10 protein-coding genes and 1 pseudogene are annotated in these 15,664 nt (G+C 69.4%); 5 read left to right on the top strand and 6 right to left on the bottom strand.

Going from position 1 to position 15,664, the window contains the following annotated elements:
• Positions 1 to 55 precede the first annotated feature (55 nt).
• From ACZ4M5_RS09765 to ACZ4M5_RS09745, 5 genes are all read right to left on the bottom strand, one after another.
• Positions 56 to 2,461, bottom strand: a complete 2,406-nt coding sequence (locus ACZ4M5_RS09765) for a galactose oxidase-like domain-containing protein (protein ID WP_467734808.1) — start codon at positions 2,459 to 2,461, stop codon at positions 56 to 58.
• Complete coding sequence (locus tag ACZ4M5_RS09760; RefSeq protein ID WP_467734806.1) at positions 2,458 to 3,651, bottom strand: glycosyltransferase; 1,194 nt, start codon at positions 3,649 to 3,651, stop codon at positions 2,458 to 2,460. The genes ACZ4M5_RS09765 and ACZ4M5_RS09760 overlap by 4 nt, the downstream gene beginning before the upstream one ends.
• Positions 3,648 to 5,297 (bottom strand): ArnT family glycosyltransferase, encoded by a 1,650-nt coding sequence (locus tag ACZ4M5_RS09755; protein WP_467734804.1) that lies wholly within the window; start codon positions 5,295 to 5,297, stop codon positions 3,648 to 3,650. The genes ACZ4M5_RS09760 and ACZ4M5_RS09755 overlap by 4 nt, the downstream gene beginning before the upstream one ends.
• Positions 5,294 to 6,577, bottom strand: coding sequence for a glycosyltransferase (locus tag ACZ4M5_RS09750; protein ID WP_467734802.1), 1,284 nt, complete (start codon positions 6,575 to 6,577; stop codon positions 5,294 to 5,296). Before ACZ4M5_RS09750 ends, ACZ4M5_RS09755 begins: the two co-directional genes overlap by 4 nt.
• A 146-nt stretch (positions 6,578 to 6,723) precedes the next feature.
• Complete coding sequence (locus ACZ4M5_RS09745; RefSeq protein ID WP_467734800.1) at positions 6,724 to 8,754, bottom strand: thioredoxin domain-containing protein; 2,031 nt, start codon at positions 8,752 to 8,754, stop codon at positions 6,724 to 6,726.
• A gap of 231 nt (positions 8,755 to 8,985) precedes the next feature.
• Between ACZ4M5_RS09745 and ACZ4M5_RS09740 the strand changes: the two genes are divergently transcribed.
• The 5 genes from ACZ4M5_RS09740 (at position 8,986) to ACZ4M5_RS09720 (ending at position 14,934) form a co-directional block, all read left to right on the top strand.
• Positions 8,986 to 9,552 carry a Uma2 family endonuclease gene (locus ACZ4M5_RS09740; RefSeq protein WP_467734798.1) on the top strand — a complete coding sequence of 189 codons (567 nt, stop codon included), beginning with the start codon at positions 8,986 to 8,988 and terminating at the stop codon, positions 9,550 to 9,552.
• 881 nt (positions 9,553 to 10,433) lie between these two features.
• Positions 10,434 to 11,156 carry an NUDIX hydrolase gene (locus ACZ4M5_RS09735; protein ID WP_467734796.1) on the top strand — a complete coding sequence of 241 codons (723 nt, stop codon included), beginning with the start codon at positions 10,434 to 10,436 and terminating at the stop codon, positions 11,154 to 11,156.
• Positions 11,157 to 12,335, top strand: a complete 1,179-nt coding sequence (locus ACZ4M5_RS09730; RefSeq protein WP_467734794.1) for a 5'-methylthioadenosine/S-adenosylhomocysteine nucleosidase family protein — start codon at positions 11,157 to 11,159, stop codon at positions 12,333 to 12,335.
• Positions 12,332 to 14,374: a hypothetical protein gene (locus tag ACZ4M5_RS09725; RefSeq protein ID WP_467734792.1), complete on the top strand. Its 2,043-nt coding sequence runs from the start codon at positions 12,332 to 12,334 to the stop codon at positions 14,372 to 14,374. The genes ACZ4M5_RS09730 and ACZ4M5_RS09725 overlap by 4 nt, the downstream gene beginning before the upstream one ends.
• A 26-nt stretch (positions 14,375 to 14,400) precedes the next feature.
• Positions 14,401 to 14,934: a hypothetical protein gene (locus ACZ4M5_RS09720; RefSeq protein ID WP_467734790.1), complete on the top strand. Its 534-nt coding sequence runs from the start codon at positions 14,401 to 14,403 to the stop codon at positions 14,932 to 14,934.
• 456 nt (positions 14,935 to 15,390) lie between these two features.
• Here the strand turns inward: ACZ4M5_RS09720 and ACZ4M5_RS09715 are convergent.
• Positions 15,391 to 15,543: pseudogene (locus ACZ4M5_RS09715) on the bottom strand (DUF255 domain-containing protein); the annotation flags it as partial.
• Between the last annotated feature and the right edge of the window lie 121 nt (positions 15,544 to 15,664).

Raw genomic sequence — 15,664 nt, 5'->3', positions numbered from 1 at the left:
CGGCCGTCGTGGCCGGTCGCGCGGTTTCCCGCGCCCCTGAGGGGGCGTGCCGCCCCTAGCGCCTGACCAGGTCCCCCTTGCCGCAGGCGACGCCGTCCTTGTTCCGGTCCAGGCCCAGGGGGTCGTCCCTGCCGTTGACCTCCAGGCGGCCGTAGTCGTTCTTCTCGAGCCAGTCGCAGCGGGCCGCCGCCGTCTTCTTCACCTCCGCCGGGAAGCGCGTCGGCACGCAGACGTTGATCGAGCCGTAGTGCCGGTCGCAGCCGGAGACCGCCGGGCCGACCTTCTGCGAGGTGCGCTTCCTGCCCGGGCCCGTCACCTTGCCCTTCGGCGCGTCCGCGAAGTCGTGGACGTGGGCCGAGGCGTCCGTCGCCTTCAGGGCCTGCGGACCTTGCAGGTGCACCCATTTCGCCACGGACGGCACGCCGTTGGCGTCGACCGCGAAGAGCATGTACCAGCCGGGCGGGGCCAGGTCGGGGTTGCTCGTCACGTTCAGGTCGACGTTGTCGCCGTCGACCGACAGCGGCAGGTCCACGAACCGCTGGTTCGGATCGGAGGAGTGCGTGACCGCGGCCGGGCGGATCAACTCGGCCTTGGCGATGGGCCGGTCGACCGTGATGCGCTGGGTGTCGCCGTAGGTCCACTCGGTGTCGATGACCGACGTGATCTGCGGGCGCGGGCCCTTGAACAGGTAGGGCGGGCTGTAGACCGACACGTCGTGGTTCCAGGAGCCGTTGCCCGGGTTGTCGCCGGTGGTCATCACGCGGCCGTCGGGCAGCAGGAACGCCGAGGAGTGGTAGCCGCGCGCCTCGGGGTCGACGGCCACCGGGTCGAAGGTCTCCGTCACCGGGTCGAAGAGCGACGTCTCGTAGACCGGGTCGGCGCGGTTGTGGAGGGCACCGCCCGTCTCCAGGACCTTGCCGTCCGGCAGGAGCACCGCGGAGACGTACATCTTCCCCTGGTCCCCGGTCTGCGGGACGGGCCCGTTGCCCAGGTCGACCGTGCCCTGCGGGATCGGCGGGCCGGCCACGTACGACGGGTTCGGCTGCTTGAGGTCGATGATGTCGGTCAGGCGGTTGGCCTGCGGGTTGGAGTCGATGTTGCCGCCGCCGAGGGTGAGGACCTTCTGGTCCTGCGCCGGGGGCAGCAGCACGCTGGCCGACTGGTCGCGCTCGTCCTTCTTCCGCAGGCCCGGGACCTGCGTGATCGTGTTGGCGGCGTAGTCGTAGATCGCCGAGCCGGTACCGGGGATGTTGTTGCCGAAGACGTGGCTGCCCGAGTAGAACAGGCGGCCGTCCTGCATCAGGATCATCGACGGGTACAGGCCCCAGTACGACCAGGTCTGGTTGACCTTCCACAGCGGCTGCCACTGCTGCTCGGCCTCGGAGAACAGCTCGGCGGCGACCGAGCCGGTGGAGTCCTCGCGCAGGCCGCCGAAGGAGATGACGTCGCCGTTGCCGAGGACCGTGGCCGAGGGGTACCAGTGGCCGTCGTTCATGTCGTTGGTCTTCGTGTAGGTCTCGGTCTCCGGGTCGAAGACGTACGAGTCCTTGTACCCCTGGTAGCCGATGCGGCCGTCCGCGGTCGGGTAGCCCTTGTTGCCGGACATCACCAGCACCCGGCCGTCCTGGAGCTGGACGTGCCCGGCGCAGAACATGTCCTTCGGTGTCGGGACGATCCTGTAGGAGCCGTTCGCCGGGTCGTAGACCGCCGAGGTGAAGGTGCCCGCCTCGAACATCGACTCGTCGTTGCCCGAGCCGGCGATCAGCAGCACCTTGCCGTTGTGCAGGACGACGGAGTGCATGGAGCGGACCGGGTTCTGGGTGGGCAGCACGTCCCACTTGCCGTTCGCGCACTGCTCCGCCGTGCCGGTGCACTGCGGCGGCAGGACCGGGTCGGGCACCTGGTCCATCGTGTAGTCGTCGGTGGTGGCCGAGCCGGTGCCGTAGACCGACACGCCCCAGGAGATGCGGTCGGTACCGGCCGGGACCTCGGGGGTGCGGACCGTGGCCTCGGTCCACTCGCCCGCCATGTCCAGGGTCTTGAGGTCGGTCCAGTACTGCCAGCCGGCCGTGGTGTCGTGCCGGAACAGGGTGATCGCCGCGTCGGGCGTGGTCGTCTTGTACCAGAGGCCCAGGTCGTACTGCCTGCCCGGCGTCACCACCGGGGCGCAGGCCGCCGACTCGGTGATCAGGGCCTTGCGGTCGCCGTCGACGCGCCGGGTCAGTTCGACCTTCATGGCCTTGGTGCCGGTGTGCCCGTCGGCGGTGGTGGTGAAGGTGAAGTCGTTGTCGCCCCAGCCGGACCTCTCCCAGCAGTACGGCATGTCGCCGCTGCCGGCGGTCTCGAAGCCGGGGTTCTTGATCAGGTTGGCGGCCGACGCGGTCTGGGGCGCGGTCAGCAGCAGACCCGCGGTGAGGCCGGCCACGGACAGCAGTGCGGTCGTTCTGCGACGGAGGTTCACGCGGCTCTCCTTGCGGTGCGTTCGTCGCGCGCGGGCTTCTCACGTCCCCGGCGCGGCAGGTAGACCAGCGCTTCGGTCGCCGCGAAGCGCAGGACGAACGTCGTCACCAGCGCGAGCGCGGTGGCGGACAGCACGCCCAGGTGCAGCCGGTGCACGAACAGGGCGATCAGCGGGATGCGCAGGGCCAGGTCGGCGTTGGCCAGCAGGGCGAACCGCCCGGCCCGGTCCCACCAGCGCCGGTGCCGGCGCCGCTCGCGGAACAGCAGGTGCTCGATGAGCAGGAAGTTCCAGGCGACGCCGAGCTGGTTGGCGAGGACCTCCGCCGGTACGTAGTGCATGCCGAGCGCGGTCAGGGCCCACAGCCCCAGCAGGTTCGGCACGAAGCCGGTCAGCCCGATCAGGCCGAAGCCCACCATCCGCGCGACCGGTGAGGCGGCGCGCAGCCCGGCCAGGTGGCGCAGGAAGCGCATCCCCTCCCGCGCGGTCGACTTCGACTCCCCCGCGAAGCGGTCCTGGAAGACGAACGGCACCTCGGTGACCGTGCGGGGCCTGCTGCGCACGGCGAGTTCGAGGAGGATCTTGTAGCCGAGCGGCTGGAGGACCTCGGCGGTGACCGCGCTGCGGCGGATGGCGAAGAAGCCGCTCATCGGGTCGCTGATGCCGTGCAGCCGCCGCGGGAACAGCGCCTTGGTCAGCCAGGTCGCCCCGCGCGAGACGGCGATGCGGTAGCCGCCCGCGAGCCCGGCCCGGCTGCCGCCCTTGATGTACCGGGAGGCCACGACCAGTCCCGCGTTGGCCCGTTCGCCCGTGGCGACCAGGTCGGGCACGAGGGACGGCGGGTGCTGGCAGTCGCCGTCCATGACGACGATCCAGTCGGACGTGGCCGCCTTCAGTCCTTCGACGACCGCACCCCCGAGCCCGCCGGCCGGCTCCTCGCGGTGCAGCACCGTCACGGGGAACGGGCAGTCCTGCGCCGCCTGCTCGACGACCGCGGGCGTGTCGTCGGTGGAGTCGTCGACGAACACCACCTCGCAGGGCAGCCGGGCCGGTACCGAGTCGGTGATCAGGCGCAGCAACTGCCGCACGTTGGCGGACTCGTTGAACGTCGGTACGACGATGGTGACGGCGCCCGGTTCGGGGACCTCGGCGGTCTCGACGACCTCGCGGGGGGCGGTGTACTCCTGGCTCATCGCGCGCCTCCGGCGGACGTGTGGATGCGGCGGATCTCGATGCGGTCCTCGCCGGTGCCGAAGGTGGCGACCGGGTCCGAGTGCTCCATGGCGGCCTTGACGTTGGGCAGGTCGGCCGCGTCCCGCCGCACGGTGGGCGAGGCCACGACGTAGTCCAGGTCCTTCCAGCCGCGCGGCATCGTCTTCGTCACCGCCGGGTCGAGGTCGGCCTTGTAGAACCAGATGACGCCGAGCCCGGGCCGGTAGCCCTGGTGCACCAGGTCCAGCCACAGGGCGTCGTCGACCAGCACGCGGGTGCGCTCCGGGTCCTCGACCTCGGTGGCCAGCCACGCGGAGGCCGCCCGGTAGGGGGCGTTGGCGTCGGTGGTGACGGCCGTGTGCGCGCCGTCGTACCAGCGGGGCACCACATAGGCGCCGGCGGCCAGGGCGAGGACGGTGGCGAGCGCGTAGCGGCCCACGCGGATGTGCCGCTTCTCCGCCTCGGAGCGGCGGCGCCTGAGCACCGCGTGGGCGACGGAGGCGGTCCCTCCGGCCAGCACCAGGGCGAGGAACGGCAGGGCCTGGATGACGTACATCGCGGGCAGGTAGCCGTTGGGCCGCAGGGCCAGCGCGGCGAAGATCGCCACCGCCAGGGCGGGTCCGGCCAGGGCGCGGGCGGTGACCGACCAGCGCCAGGTGACCAGGAGCAGCAGCGCGCCCGCGAGGCCGCCCAGGGGGAGGATCTTGTCGTAGTACAGCCACGACTGGAGCACGCCCCAGGAGCCGGAGCCCTGGTCGAGGATGAAGCCCGAACCGGGGCGGGTCATCTGGTACGTGACGCCGTCCCAGAGGGAGACGTGCCCGGCGCCCGGCAGCAGCTCGCCCTTGAGCAGGGCGAACAGCGGGTACGAGAAGCCGATCAGGGCGCAGGCCGTCACCGCGCCGGTGAGGGCGAACTTGCGGGTGTCGCGGTGGCTGTGCCGCCACATGGTGAGGAACAGGGCCGGCAGGACGACGAGCATCGTCTCCTTGGTCAGCACGGCCGTGGCGGCCGCGATGCCCGCGCCGAAGTGGTGCCACAGGTGGCGGTTCGGGGAGGCGGCCAGGGTGAACGCCAGCAGCGTCCACATCACCGCGAGGTTGTCGAGGAAGATCTCCCGCTGGAGGACCACCGACAGCGGGGACAGGCCGAACAGCGCCATGCCGAGCCCGGCCGCCCAGCGGGGCAGGGCCAGCCTGCGGCCGAGCACGTAGACCAGGACCGCGCTGATGCCGCTGATCACCAGCATCGCGGCGCGCATGGTGCCCACCGTCATCGACTCGGGGCTGATCAGCGCCGGGATCCAGGTCAGCAGGGCTATCTGGATCCAGCCGAGCGGCGGATGGTCGTACCAGTAGGTGTAGTGGGCCAGGCCGTCGCCCTGCTGCACCGACCAGGCCTGGGCGAGATAGGTGCCCTCGTCGTCGCTGAGGGCGGGGTAGTCGGCGATGTTCCAGCCCTGCACGACGAGGATCGCCAGCAGCAGCACCCCGCACAGGAGCAGGTCGGGCCGTGAGGAACGCAGCCGGCCCGGCGGCTCGGGACGACGGTGCGCGGTGGTGCCGGGCGCGGGCCGGCGCTGTGCGGGGACCTTCGCGGAGGCCGCCGCGGGAAGGGTGGAGGTCACGCGGGAACGTCCTCTCGGGTCACGTCCGGCCGGGTCACGGCCGTCTCGTCGAGATGCGCCCCGACATGGCTGGTCAGCTCCCAGTCGTTGCGGCCGCGCTGCTCGCGCCAGACCGCGCGCAGGGCCGCGCCGGCGAGGAGGACCTGGTAGAAGGGACCGCCCACGACCAGCTTCAGGTAGTGCACGAGGCGTACGCGCAGCCCGTACTGCCTGCCGAAGTCGTGCAGTCCGACGATCTCGAACACGAAGGTCACCAGGGCGGTGACGGCCGGCAGGAAGGTGATGAAGGCGATCCCGACGGGTACGTCGAGGAAGAGCGCGATCGCCACGTTCAGCGGGATGATCAGGCCCGTGAAGGCCTGCATGAACGGCGTCATCAGGGTGTAGCGGGCCAGCAGCCGCTGCCCGAGGGTGGGCAGCTGCTTCCAGTCCTTCTTCCGGTACACCTGGAGGAAGCCCTGGTTCCAGCGGGTGCGCTGCTTCAGCAGGGACATCAGCGAGCCCGGGGTCTCCTCGCGGGTCACCATGTCGGAGTCGTAGGCGACGACGACCTTCTTGCCGACGCTGGACAGGCGCACCCCGAGGTCGCAGTCCTCGGCGAGGCAGTCCGGGTCCCAGCCGTCCGCCTGCCGCAGGACGTCGGTGCGGACGAAGACCGTGTTGCCGCCGAGCGGAATGAAACCTTTCTGCGCGTGCAGGTGGAGCCGTGAGCGGAACCAGAAGAAGTACTCCAGGCAGTTGCGCAGGCTGTACCAGCTGGAGTGGAAGTTGATCAGCTGCACCCCGCCCTGCACGACGTCGGCGCCGGTGGTGCGGAAGGCGTGGTCGACGTGGGCGAGCAGCTCGGGATGGACCTGGTCCTCCGCGTCGAAGACGCCGACGACGTCGCCGCGGCAGTGCGGCAGCGCCGTGTTCATGGCCTTCGGCTTGTTCTTCTTCTCGTGGGTGTCGACGACGACCCGGACCCGTGGGTCACGCGCCGCGGCGCGTTCGGCCACGGCGGTGGTCTCCGGGTCGTCGTGCCCGACGATCACGATGATCTCGAAGTCGGTGTGGCTCGACTCCAGCAGCCGCTGGATGGTGTGGTCCAGCACCGCCTGTTCGTGCCGCGCCGGCAGCAGCAGCGAGAACGAGACGTGCTCGTCCCCGTCCGGACTGCTGAACCGCGTGGAGGCGAGCACTTCCGGCGTGCGCCAGGCGTGCATCTGCCACCACAAGGTGAACGCCGCCATCCAGAACAGAGCCAGCGAAACGGCAGCGATGAAGACAGACGTCAGCAAGCAGATCCCCCCAGATCCCTAAGCCCCCGTCGTGACGGTGTGCCGATGCGGCCCTTACCCGTCACGTCACCGTGCAGAGATTAGGGGGGAACTGTGAAGCCCGGGGGCTGTTCCGATAAAGAGCGTGTTTCCGTTGATTCCCGACTTCAGTCGCTCAGCACCGCACGCAACCGTTCAACTTCCGTCGTCGGTGCGTCACATGTGAAGTTACGGCAGACATAGGCGGATGGTTCACCACCGACCAGCGGACGGTCGCCGAGCAGCGGGAACTCCGCACTGCCCGGCACGCCCACGGCGACGACCGCACCCGGCGCCGTCCCCAGGAGCGCCGTGCGGTGCAGGGCCCTCGTGCCCGCGTCGTCCAGCGACGGCCCCACGATCGCCACCTCGCGCGGACCGTCCAGCACGGCCTCCGCGACGGCGAGCCCCCAGCCGATGAACCGGGGCACACGCGGCCCCAGCGCCTTCACCACGCCCAAAGCCTTCTCCGCGGCCGTGCGGTGCGGCACGGAACCCGTGTGCGCGGCGTAGCTCAGCAGGGCACCCGCCGCCGCGCTCCAGCCGGACGGCGTGGCGTTGTCGGTCGGGTCCTGCGGCCGCCGGATCAGCCGCTCGGCGTCGGCGGCCGTGTCGAACAGCGAACCCGACTCGGGGTCCGTGAACCGGGCCAGGACATGGTCGAGCAGGAACCCGGCGAACTCCAGCCACACCCCCTCGCCGGTGACCGACGCCAGCGCCAGGAAGCCCTCCGCCACGTCCGCGTAGTCCTCCAGGACACCGGCGTTGGCACCCGCGTGCCCGTCCTTGCTGGTACGCGTCAGACGCGCCTGCTCGTCCAGGTGCAGCCGCACCAGGAGATCGGCGGCGGCCACGGCGGCCTCGACCAGGTCCGGCCGGTCGAAGTAGGCACCCGTCTCGGCCAGCGCGGCGATCGCGAGCCCGTTCCACGCGGCGACGACCTTGTCGTCCCGGCCGGGCGCCGGGCGCTCCGCCCGCGCCGCCAGCAGCCGCTCGCGGATCGATGCGATCCGCTCCGCGTCGAACAGTCCGTCCTGCACGGGCAGTTGCAGCACGGACTGACCGTGCTCGAACGTGCCCTCCTCGGTCACGCCGAAGTACCGGACGGCCACCTCGGCGTCCTGCTCCCCCAGCACCTCGCGCAACTGCTCCGGCGTCCACACGTAGTACGCGCCCTCGACGTGCCGGCCGGTGCCGTCGTCGCTGTCGGCGTCCAGCGCGGAGGCGAACCCGCCCTCGTTCGTGCGCAGTTCGCGCACCATGAAGTCGGCCGTCTCCAGCGCGACCCGCCGGGCCAGCTCCGAGCCCGTGGCACGCCACAGGTGGGCGTAGACCCGGCACAGCAGGGCGTTGTCGTACAGCATCTTCTCGAAGTGCGGCACGATCCAGTCGCGGTCGACGGAGTAGCGGGCGAAGCCGCCGCCGAGCTGGTCGTAGATGCCGCCGCGGGCCATCCGCTCACAGGTGTCGGCCGCCATCTCCAGGGCGCCCTCGGCGCCGGTGCGGGCGTGGTGGCGCAGCAGGAACTCCAGCACCATCGACGGCGGGAACTTCGGCGCCCCGCCGAACCCGCCGCGCTGCGCGTCGTACTCCCGGGTCAGCCCGAGCAGCGCCTGTGCCGGCTCCTGCTCCCCCGGCGTCTGCGCGTCCCCGTAGGAGATCTCCCGCCCGGCCAGGTCCCGGACGATCTTCCCGGCCACCTCGGTGACCTCGTCCCGCCGCTCCTCCCACGCCTGGCTGACACCCTGCAGCACCTGCCGGAACGAGGGCATGCCCTGCCGGGGCTCGGGCGGGAAGTACGTACCGAAGTAGAACGGCTCGGCCTCGGGCGTGAGGAACACGGTCATGGGCCACCCACCGTGGCCCGTCGCGGCCTGCACGGCCTCCATGTACACGGCATCGACGTCGGGACGCTCTTCGCGGTCGACCTTCACGCTGACGTAGTGGGCGTTGAGGTACTCGGCGGTCCGCTGGTCCTCGAACGACTCGTGCGCCATCACATGGCACCAGTGGCACGCGGAGTATCCGACGGACAACAGAACGGGTACATCGCGCCGTCTCGCCTCCTCGAATGCCTCCGGCCCCCACGGCCACCAATCGACCGGATTGTCGGCATGCTGAAGCAGATAAGGCGAGGTCACACCAGCCAACCGGTTCATACGACCCAGCCTCTCACGCCGACACGGTCCTGCCCGTTCGACCCGGAAGCCCTCGCCCTACTTGGCCGATTTGCATCGATGCGCCATCACGTGGTGAATGCGGACCCCCCTCTTGCACCCCCGGCCGCCCTGCGGACGCTGGAGGTTCTGCCCCGACCCAAAGCCGGTGCCCGACTGGAAGCGGGCAGTACGCTGAGTCGAGCAGCACCGCATCCTCGAAGGAGGTACTTCATGACCGCCGAGATGGTGGCGCCCGCGTGGATGCACACGCAGATCAGCGCGGAACAGTACGACTCCTGGTCCGAGGAGCAGTGCGCCGGCATCGAGATCGTGGACGGGATGGTCGTCGTGAGCCCGAGCGCTTCCAAGCGGCACAACCGGCTGGCTCGGCTCTTGGCCAATGCCCTGGACGCCGCCGCGGGCCCGGACTGGAACGCCGACACGGACTTCGACGTCCGCCTGCAGGACGTTCCACTCACCAACCGCCGACCGGACGTCACCGTCTACCGGGCGGAGACCATCGACCTCACGCCCACCCGCCCCGAGCACGTACTCCTGATCGTCGAAGTCGTATCGCCCGGTTCGGAGACCACCGACCGGATCGTGAAGGTGGACCAGTACGCCAAGGCCGGCATCCCCTTCTACTGGCGCATTGAGCAGTCCGCCACCGGTGTTCCGATCGTCTACACCTACGTCCTCGACCCAGCCACCAGGGCGTACCGGGACGGCGAGGTGTTCACCGGCACCGTGAAGGCCACCGCGCCATTCCCTGTCACGGTCGACCTCGGGGCCCTGTGAGCAACGAGGAATCGCCCGCACCCTCGGCGCCTCCGACGCCCTGCGGGCGGAGACATGTCCGCAACCGGGGACCTCTGGGTATCGACCCCCAACTCGTCCCGGACCCGTGGTAGGCGGTCCGGAGGGAAGCTGGACAGCTTCAACCAGGTGCCGACCTGTGCGTTCTCGCCGGGGCCCTCGTTGAGCTTCTTGTCGGCCACGGCCTTCGCCCGGCTGTAGTACTCGCCGCTGGTCCCGTCCTCCCTGGGGACGTCGCGGAGGTCGATCGTGGCTTCGCCCAGTACGTGACGGAGCTCGATCGCAATTCCATGGCGGGGGTAGGACTCCAGGAAGAGAGGGACGCGGTCGCCCGAGATGTGGACGGCGGACGCGCTGTCTGTTGGGTCAGTTCGACTTGCTGCCCCCGGACCTGACCGATCATCCGCAGCACAGTGGTCGTACGGTCCGGTGCGATGCCGGTGACGTGCTTGATCCGGTCTTCGTGAGCGTGCACGAGCGCGAATAGCTTCTCGACGGTGAAGACGTCGAGGGTCTCCGGCGCGTCGATCTCGTCGTGCTCGTCGGCGCAGATCAGCATCACGTTGTCCGCGGTGTCGCGCTCGACGAGATCGTTTTGGCCCCCGGGGAGAGCCTGCCGTGTTCTGCTGGCCGACGACTCACACGCCCTCGCTAGTGACACGCAGAGTACCCGACTGGTAGCAGAACGGGAACATCGTGCCGAGCCCGCCACACTCGGCCGGGTCGGGGTCCCACTGCCCCGGAACCGCCGACTGGACCGCCGGCCATTCAGCCACGCCAGGCCCCTTGGGGGCGAGTGGTGCATCGATCGCGCCGTCCCGACTTCTTGTGCAAGTGACAGTATCTGAACTACTCTGCACAGCATGTCAGATGACACATGGTCACCACCTCCCGTCCTGCTGACAGTCGATCTCGTGATCCTGACGCTGCGGGAGAGTCGTCTGCACGTGCTCTTGGTGGAACGGGGCGAAGAACCCTTCCAGGGCGCCCTCGCGCTGCCGGGAGGATTTCTGAACCACGATGACGAGGAGATCCTCGACGCCGCCCACCGCGAGCTGAGCGAGGAAACGGCACTGACCTCCGGCTGGGTGCACCTTGAGCAACTGGCCGTGTACGGAAGTCCGGGCCGCGACCCGCGGGGGCGAGTCGTCTCCGTAGCTCACCTGGCGATCGCACCGGGGCTGCCCGATCCCGTCGCGGGGACGGATGCCACCGAGGCCGCGTGGATTCCCGCGGACGCCGTCCTGTCCGGCGAGACCGTTCTCGCGTTCGACCACCGCCGCATCGCCGAAGACGGGATCGAACGCGCGCGCGCCAAGATCGAGTACTCGGCGCTGGCCACCGCTTTCTGCGGGGAGAACTTCACCATCGCGGAGCTCCAGCAGGTGTACGAGGCCGTCTGGGGCACTCCGCTCGACACCCGCAACTTCTACCGGAAGGTCCAGGCCGCGAAGGGATTCATCGTTCCCACGGGCGCGGACCGCAAGGCCACAGGGGGGAGGCCCGCGCGGCTGTACCGGGCCGGGCCGAACACCGTGCTGTTCCCACCGCTGATCCGACCCCACACGACAGGGGAAGAGGAGTAGATGTCGAAAGACCTGGTGGTGATTCTCACCGCCCTCAACCTTGAGTACCAGTCGGTGCGCGAGAGGCTGGTGGATCTTCGATTACATCTCCACAAGAGTGGTACCCGGTTTGAAGTGGGCGTTGTGAAGGGCACGTCGTGCCGTGTCGCGCTCGGGCTGACGAGCAAGGGAAACCAGTCCTCCGCGGTGATCGCGGAGCGCGCGATCCAACAGTTCTCGCCCGCGGTCGTGCTGTTCGTCGGGGTCGCCGGCGCCCTGTGGGATGCCACGAGGCTGGGTGACGTGGTGGTGGCGTCTCATGTGTACGCCTACCACGGCGGCACCAGCGAGGACGATGGGCTCAAAGCCCGCCCCCGGGTGTGGGAAGCGCCGCACGGTATCAGCCAGCTCGCCTCGCACCTGGCCCGTCTGGACGATTGGGCGGATCCCCCGCCTGGTCACGAGGACCGACCGCAGGTGCGTTTCGGGGCTGTCGCCGCCGGCGAGATAGTCCAGAACTCGAGGATCTCGGCCGAGGCGAAGTGGATCCGGCAGCACTACAACGATGCGCTCGCCATCGAGATGGAGGCCGCCGGTGTGGCCCAGGCCGGCCATCTCAGCGGAGCTCCCGTGGTCATCGTCCGGGGAATAAGCGACCGGGCGGACGGCACGAAGAACAGTTCGGACGACCGCAACTGGCAGCCTCGGGCCGCGGCGAACGCGGCGGCTTTCGCCCTCCGCCTGGCAGTGGAACTGGTGAACGAGCAGGGGGAGTCCGCCATGCAGTCCGCGATGACCCGGGACGACAGGGACCGATCGGTCGAGCGATTGGACCGGGGGGTCGTCAACACCGCTCACAACAGCACCGTCGGCATCATGGCCAGCTCGGTCACGGGCAGCAATGTCCACATGGGCACGGCCCCGAAGGCATCCGGTCCGACGGACCTGGTCACGGAACTGAACGGGTTCCGTGACCAGCTGAGGTGGCACCGTGCCGAGGGCGTGCTCGACGAGGACAGTTACCAGGCGGCCCTGACCGATCTGGAATCCTCTCTCCGGTCGGCCGGAGAGCGTGCCCCTGGGTCGTCGAAGCAGACCGTCCTTGCGCTCAAGAGGCTGCGTGGACTGGTCGCGGAATGCCCCGCGCTGGTCGCCGCGTTGGCACCCCTGGTCGCTGCGGCCGGTGGTGGCCTGGCATGAGCCGCGACGACAGTGCCACGTACAGCTCGGATTCGTACAACTCGGCCGCATACTCCACCGTCGGGATTCAGGCCGAGACCGTCCACGACTCCCACGTCTACATCGTCCACCCGGACGCCTCGCCGCAGGAGAAGTACCGGGTCGGCGTGCGACTCCTGGAGGACGGCGTCCCCAGTCGCGCCCGGGAAATGATCACTGATGCGATCGCCCACGGCCACGACGGCACGGAGGTGCGCTTCCATTGGGTGCTGGCCATGCTCAGCGGACGTACCCACCACGACCTGAGCGACGAAGAGGTTCAGCGGTTGCGCTACACCGCCGGACGCGTGCGGGACTACGCCGAGGACGAGTGGACGGAAGCCCTACGCGTCACCTTCGACCTGTTGGCGGCGCTCAGCACGGCCAACAGCGAGACCGGACGCGTGCTGAAGCAGTTGCAGGACCTGCCGCAGCGCCAGCACGACGCGATCCTCCGCCACCTCGACCTCATGCTCACCGGAGGCCTGAAGGACTACCTGTGGGCGGAAACCCTTGAACGCGCCAAGGCAGAACGCTTCGCCAACGACCGGGGCCAGCGGGTCTGGACCTACTTCGCACCCACCCCCATCGGGGCACGGGCCGTTCCGCCCCGCCCGAGCACCGCTGCCGCCGCCAAGGCGGCCCTCCCCCTCCGCGCGGTCCTGTTCGTCGTCAGCAGTGCGCTCCTCTGGGCTCTGGCGCTGATCACGGATCCGGCTCAGGCGATCATCGAGTTGACGGTGGCACTCGGCGCGGGCCTGACCGCGGCCCGCTTCGGCGTCCGCTGGTGGGGCCGGTGGCCCGGGCCGGGCCTCGCGGCCGGGGCGCGCGCCCCCCACCCACGCGATCCTGCCTCCGGCTCCGCACCCGGCCCGGACTCCGTACCCAACTCCGATGCGGACTCCGCCGAGAACAGGTTCACCAAGCGCGTCCGCCATTCGTTCGACCACTACTTCAGCAGGCGCAGGCCCCATGGGTTCACCTCGGACGCCTGGCTCGCCCACACGGATCAGATCCGCAGCGGCCTCGCCGCCGAGATCGCGGATCTCTACCGGGAGAGCCGGATCGGTGTGGAGCGGGTCGAATGGCTGATCCGGTACCTCGCCGAGGATGCCCGGAATCGCTACAACAGCGGCACCCTGTTCGATCAGCACCACCAGGACCGGACTCCGGGCGGGACTAAGGCCCTGACCGTGGCAGCCCTCGCCGTTCTCGGCACGGCGGCTCTGGCCGCGTTCGCCACAGCGGTCACCGGTGCCGCCCGGCAGCAGGTTCTGTGGGCGTTCCTAGCCGTGCTCGGTGCGGCCTGGTCCGGGCACGCAGCCGCTTCGCGTTGGCTGGAGGTACGGCGTGAGGAGCACCGACTGGACCGGGAGAATCGGGAGTACCTGGAACAACTGGCCGCACGGCAGAGCGCCTACCAGCGCTGGCAGTCCTTCCTGGACGACAAGCGGCCCAGCGAACAGGAGATGGAGACTTGGCTCGCCTGCGACAAGACGTCGTTCGTCGAGGAGGCGCTCCAACACCACCGGCTCACCTGGCGCGACCTGATCACTCACACCATCCTGGTGGCCCCGGCTCCCTCCTACAAACGCGGCCGGGTCCGCGGCGGCCCATGGCGGTACTCGCACTACGTCTTCCGACTGTTCCTGTTCACCCAGGACGGCATCCGCGAGATCAGCTCCGAGTTCGACTTCTCCGACGCGACGCGCAGGAACGAGCAGCGGAACAACTACCGGTTCGACGCCCTGACCTCCGTGCAGGTGACGGAGAACGCCAACGTCGGCTACGACCTGGAGCTTCTCCTCGCCAACGGACCAGCCAGGAAGATCCGCGTCAAGGACGCCGAAGCCCGTCAGCTGGCGCCAACCGAGAAGCCCCAGGAAATCTCCGAGATCAGCCTCAGCGCGGCCGGCTCCACCCACACCTTCCGCCTCCTGGAGGGGATAGCGGCGGACGGGAAGAGCTGGATCGAACGGCACGGCCCCGACAGCCTGGCGCCCTTCCAGATCGCCGGCTGATCCTGAACTCGAGCCGAGGAGCACCTGTGACCTGCACGGACGACGTTACCGAGAGCAAGGTCCTGCTTGCCGAGTACGACCGTCTCAAGGAGGAACAGAAGACCCGCATAGGGTTTCGCGACAACCTGCTCTACTTCACGCTCGCCGCAGCCACCGCGGTCGTGGCGATCACCGCCCAGAGCCGACAGTCCCGGCTGCTGCTCTTCGTTCCGGCGATCTGTCTGATCCTGGGCTGGACCTACCTGGCCAACGACGAGAAGATCTCGGCGATCGGCGACTATGTCCGCGACCGGCTGGGACCCCGCCTGGGGGAGCTCACCTCCGCCGACGGCGCGGTGTTCGGCTGGGAGGTCTACCACCGCGACGTCGCGGGCCACACAGTGCGCAAGCGGCTTCAAAGCGCAGTGGACCTGTTCACGTACCTGGTCCTGCCCATGGTCTGCACGACCGCGTTCTGGTGCTCTCCCGTCGTTCAGCCCCTGCTCCTGCTCGCGTCTCTCGGACAGACGCTTGCCCTGGCCGTACTGGGCTTGCAGTTCCTGCGCCGTACAGAGCGGTAGCAACAGGCCTCGACAGGAAGGCGTACGGCACCCCCGGCCGCGGGGCGCGAGTCGAACTCCGCCGTAGAGTCAGCAGGCGTCCGACTCGGGTTCTCGCGGACCAGCCGAGCAGTAGGTTCTGTCAAGCGACAACAGCATCGGGATAGGAAATGAAACGTTCCGGGGGGATGCCGGGGCTGCCTCGGATCGACCAGTAGGACGTGTGTGGGAGACGGGGCACCTTACGCAGACCAGACTCCTTGTATCGCTTCGCTGACGCGTGCGCCACATGCTCTGCGGCCCACACCGACGTCAAACCTGCGAGGTGTTTCCGGTCTCAAGCCATCCCTACTCGCCGGCGGCCAGAGTGCCTCCCTCCAGGTGCTGGCGGACGCTGAGTGTACTGCTCGGGCGTCCACTTGGGAGAGGCAACGCCCCAGGTCAGAACCACCTGGTCGTTCACTTGCACTGGCGCCGGTGACAGCTGCTGTACCCGACGCTGAGCAGCACGGGCACGTCCCGCCTTCGCGCCTCCGCGAAGGCCTCCTCCGACCAGGGCCACCAGTCGACGGGGTTGTCGGCGTGCTGCAGGAGGTAGGGGGACGTCTCGTGCGCCAGTCGGTTCGGCATGGTGTCCATCCTGCCGCAGTACCCCGCGTGTCACCCGGCAGGCGTCCCGAGGCGCGGGCCGGGCGCGGGGCCCGGGATCACCGTGCCCCCTCCCCAGGGCGTGCGGGGCACAGCACACTTG

Source organism: Streptomyces sp. NPDC026246, assembly GCF_055567995.1.
This window is presented reverse-complemented; position numbering and strand designations above follow the sequence as displayed.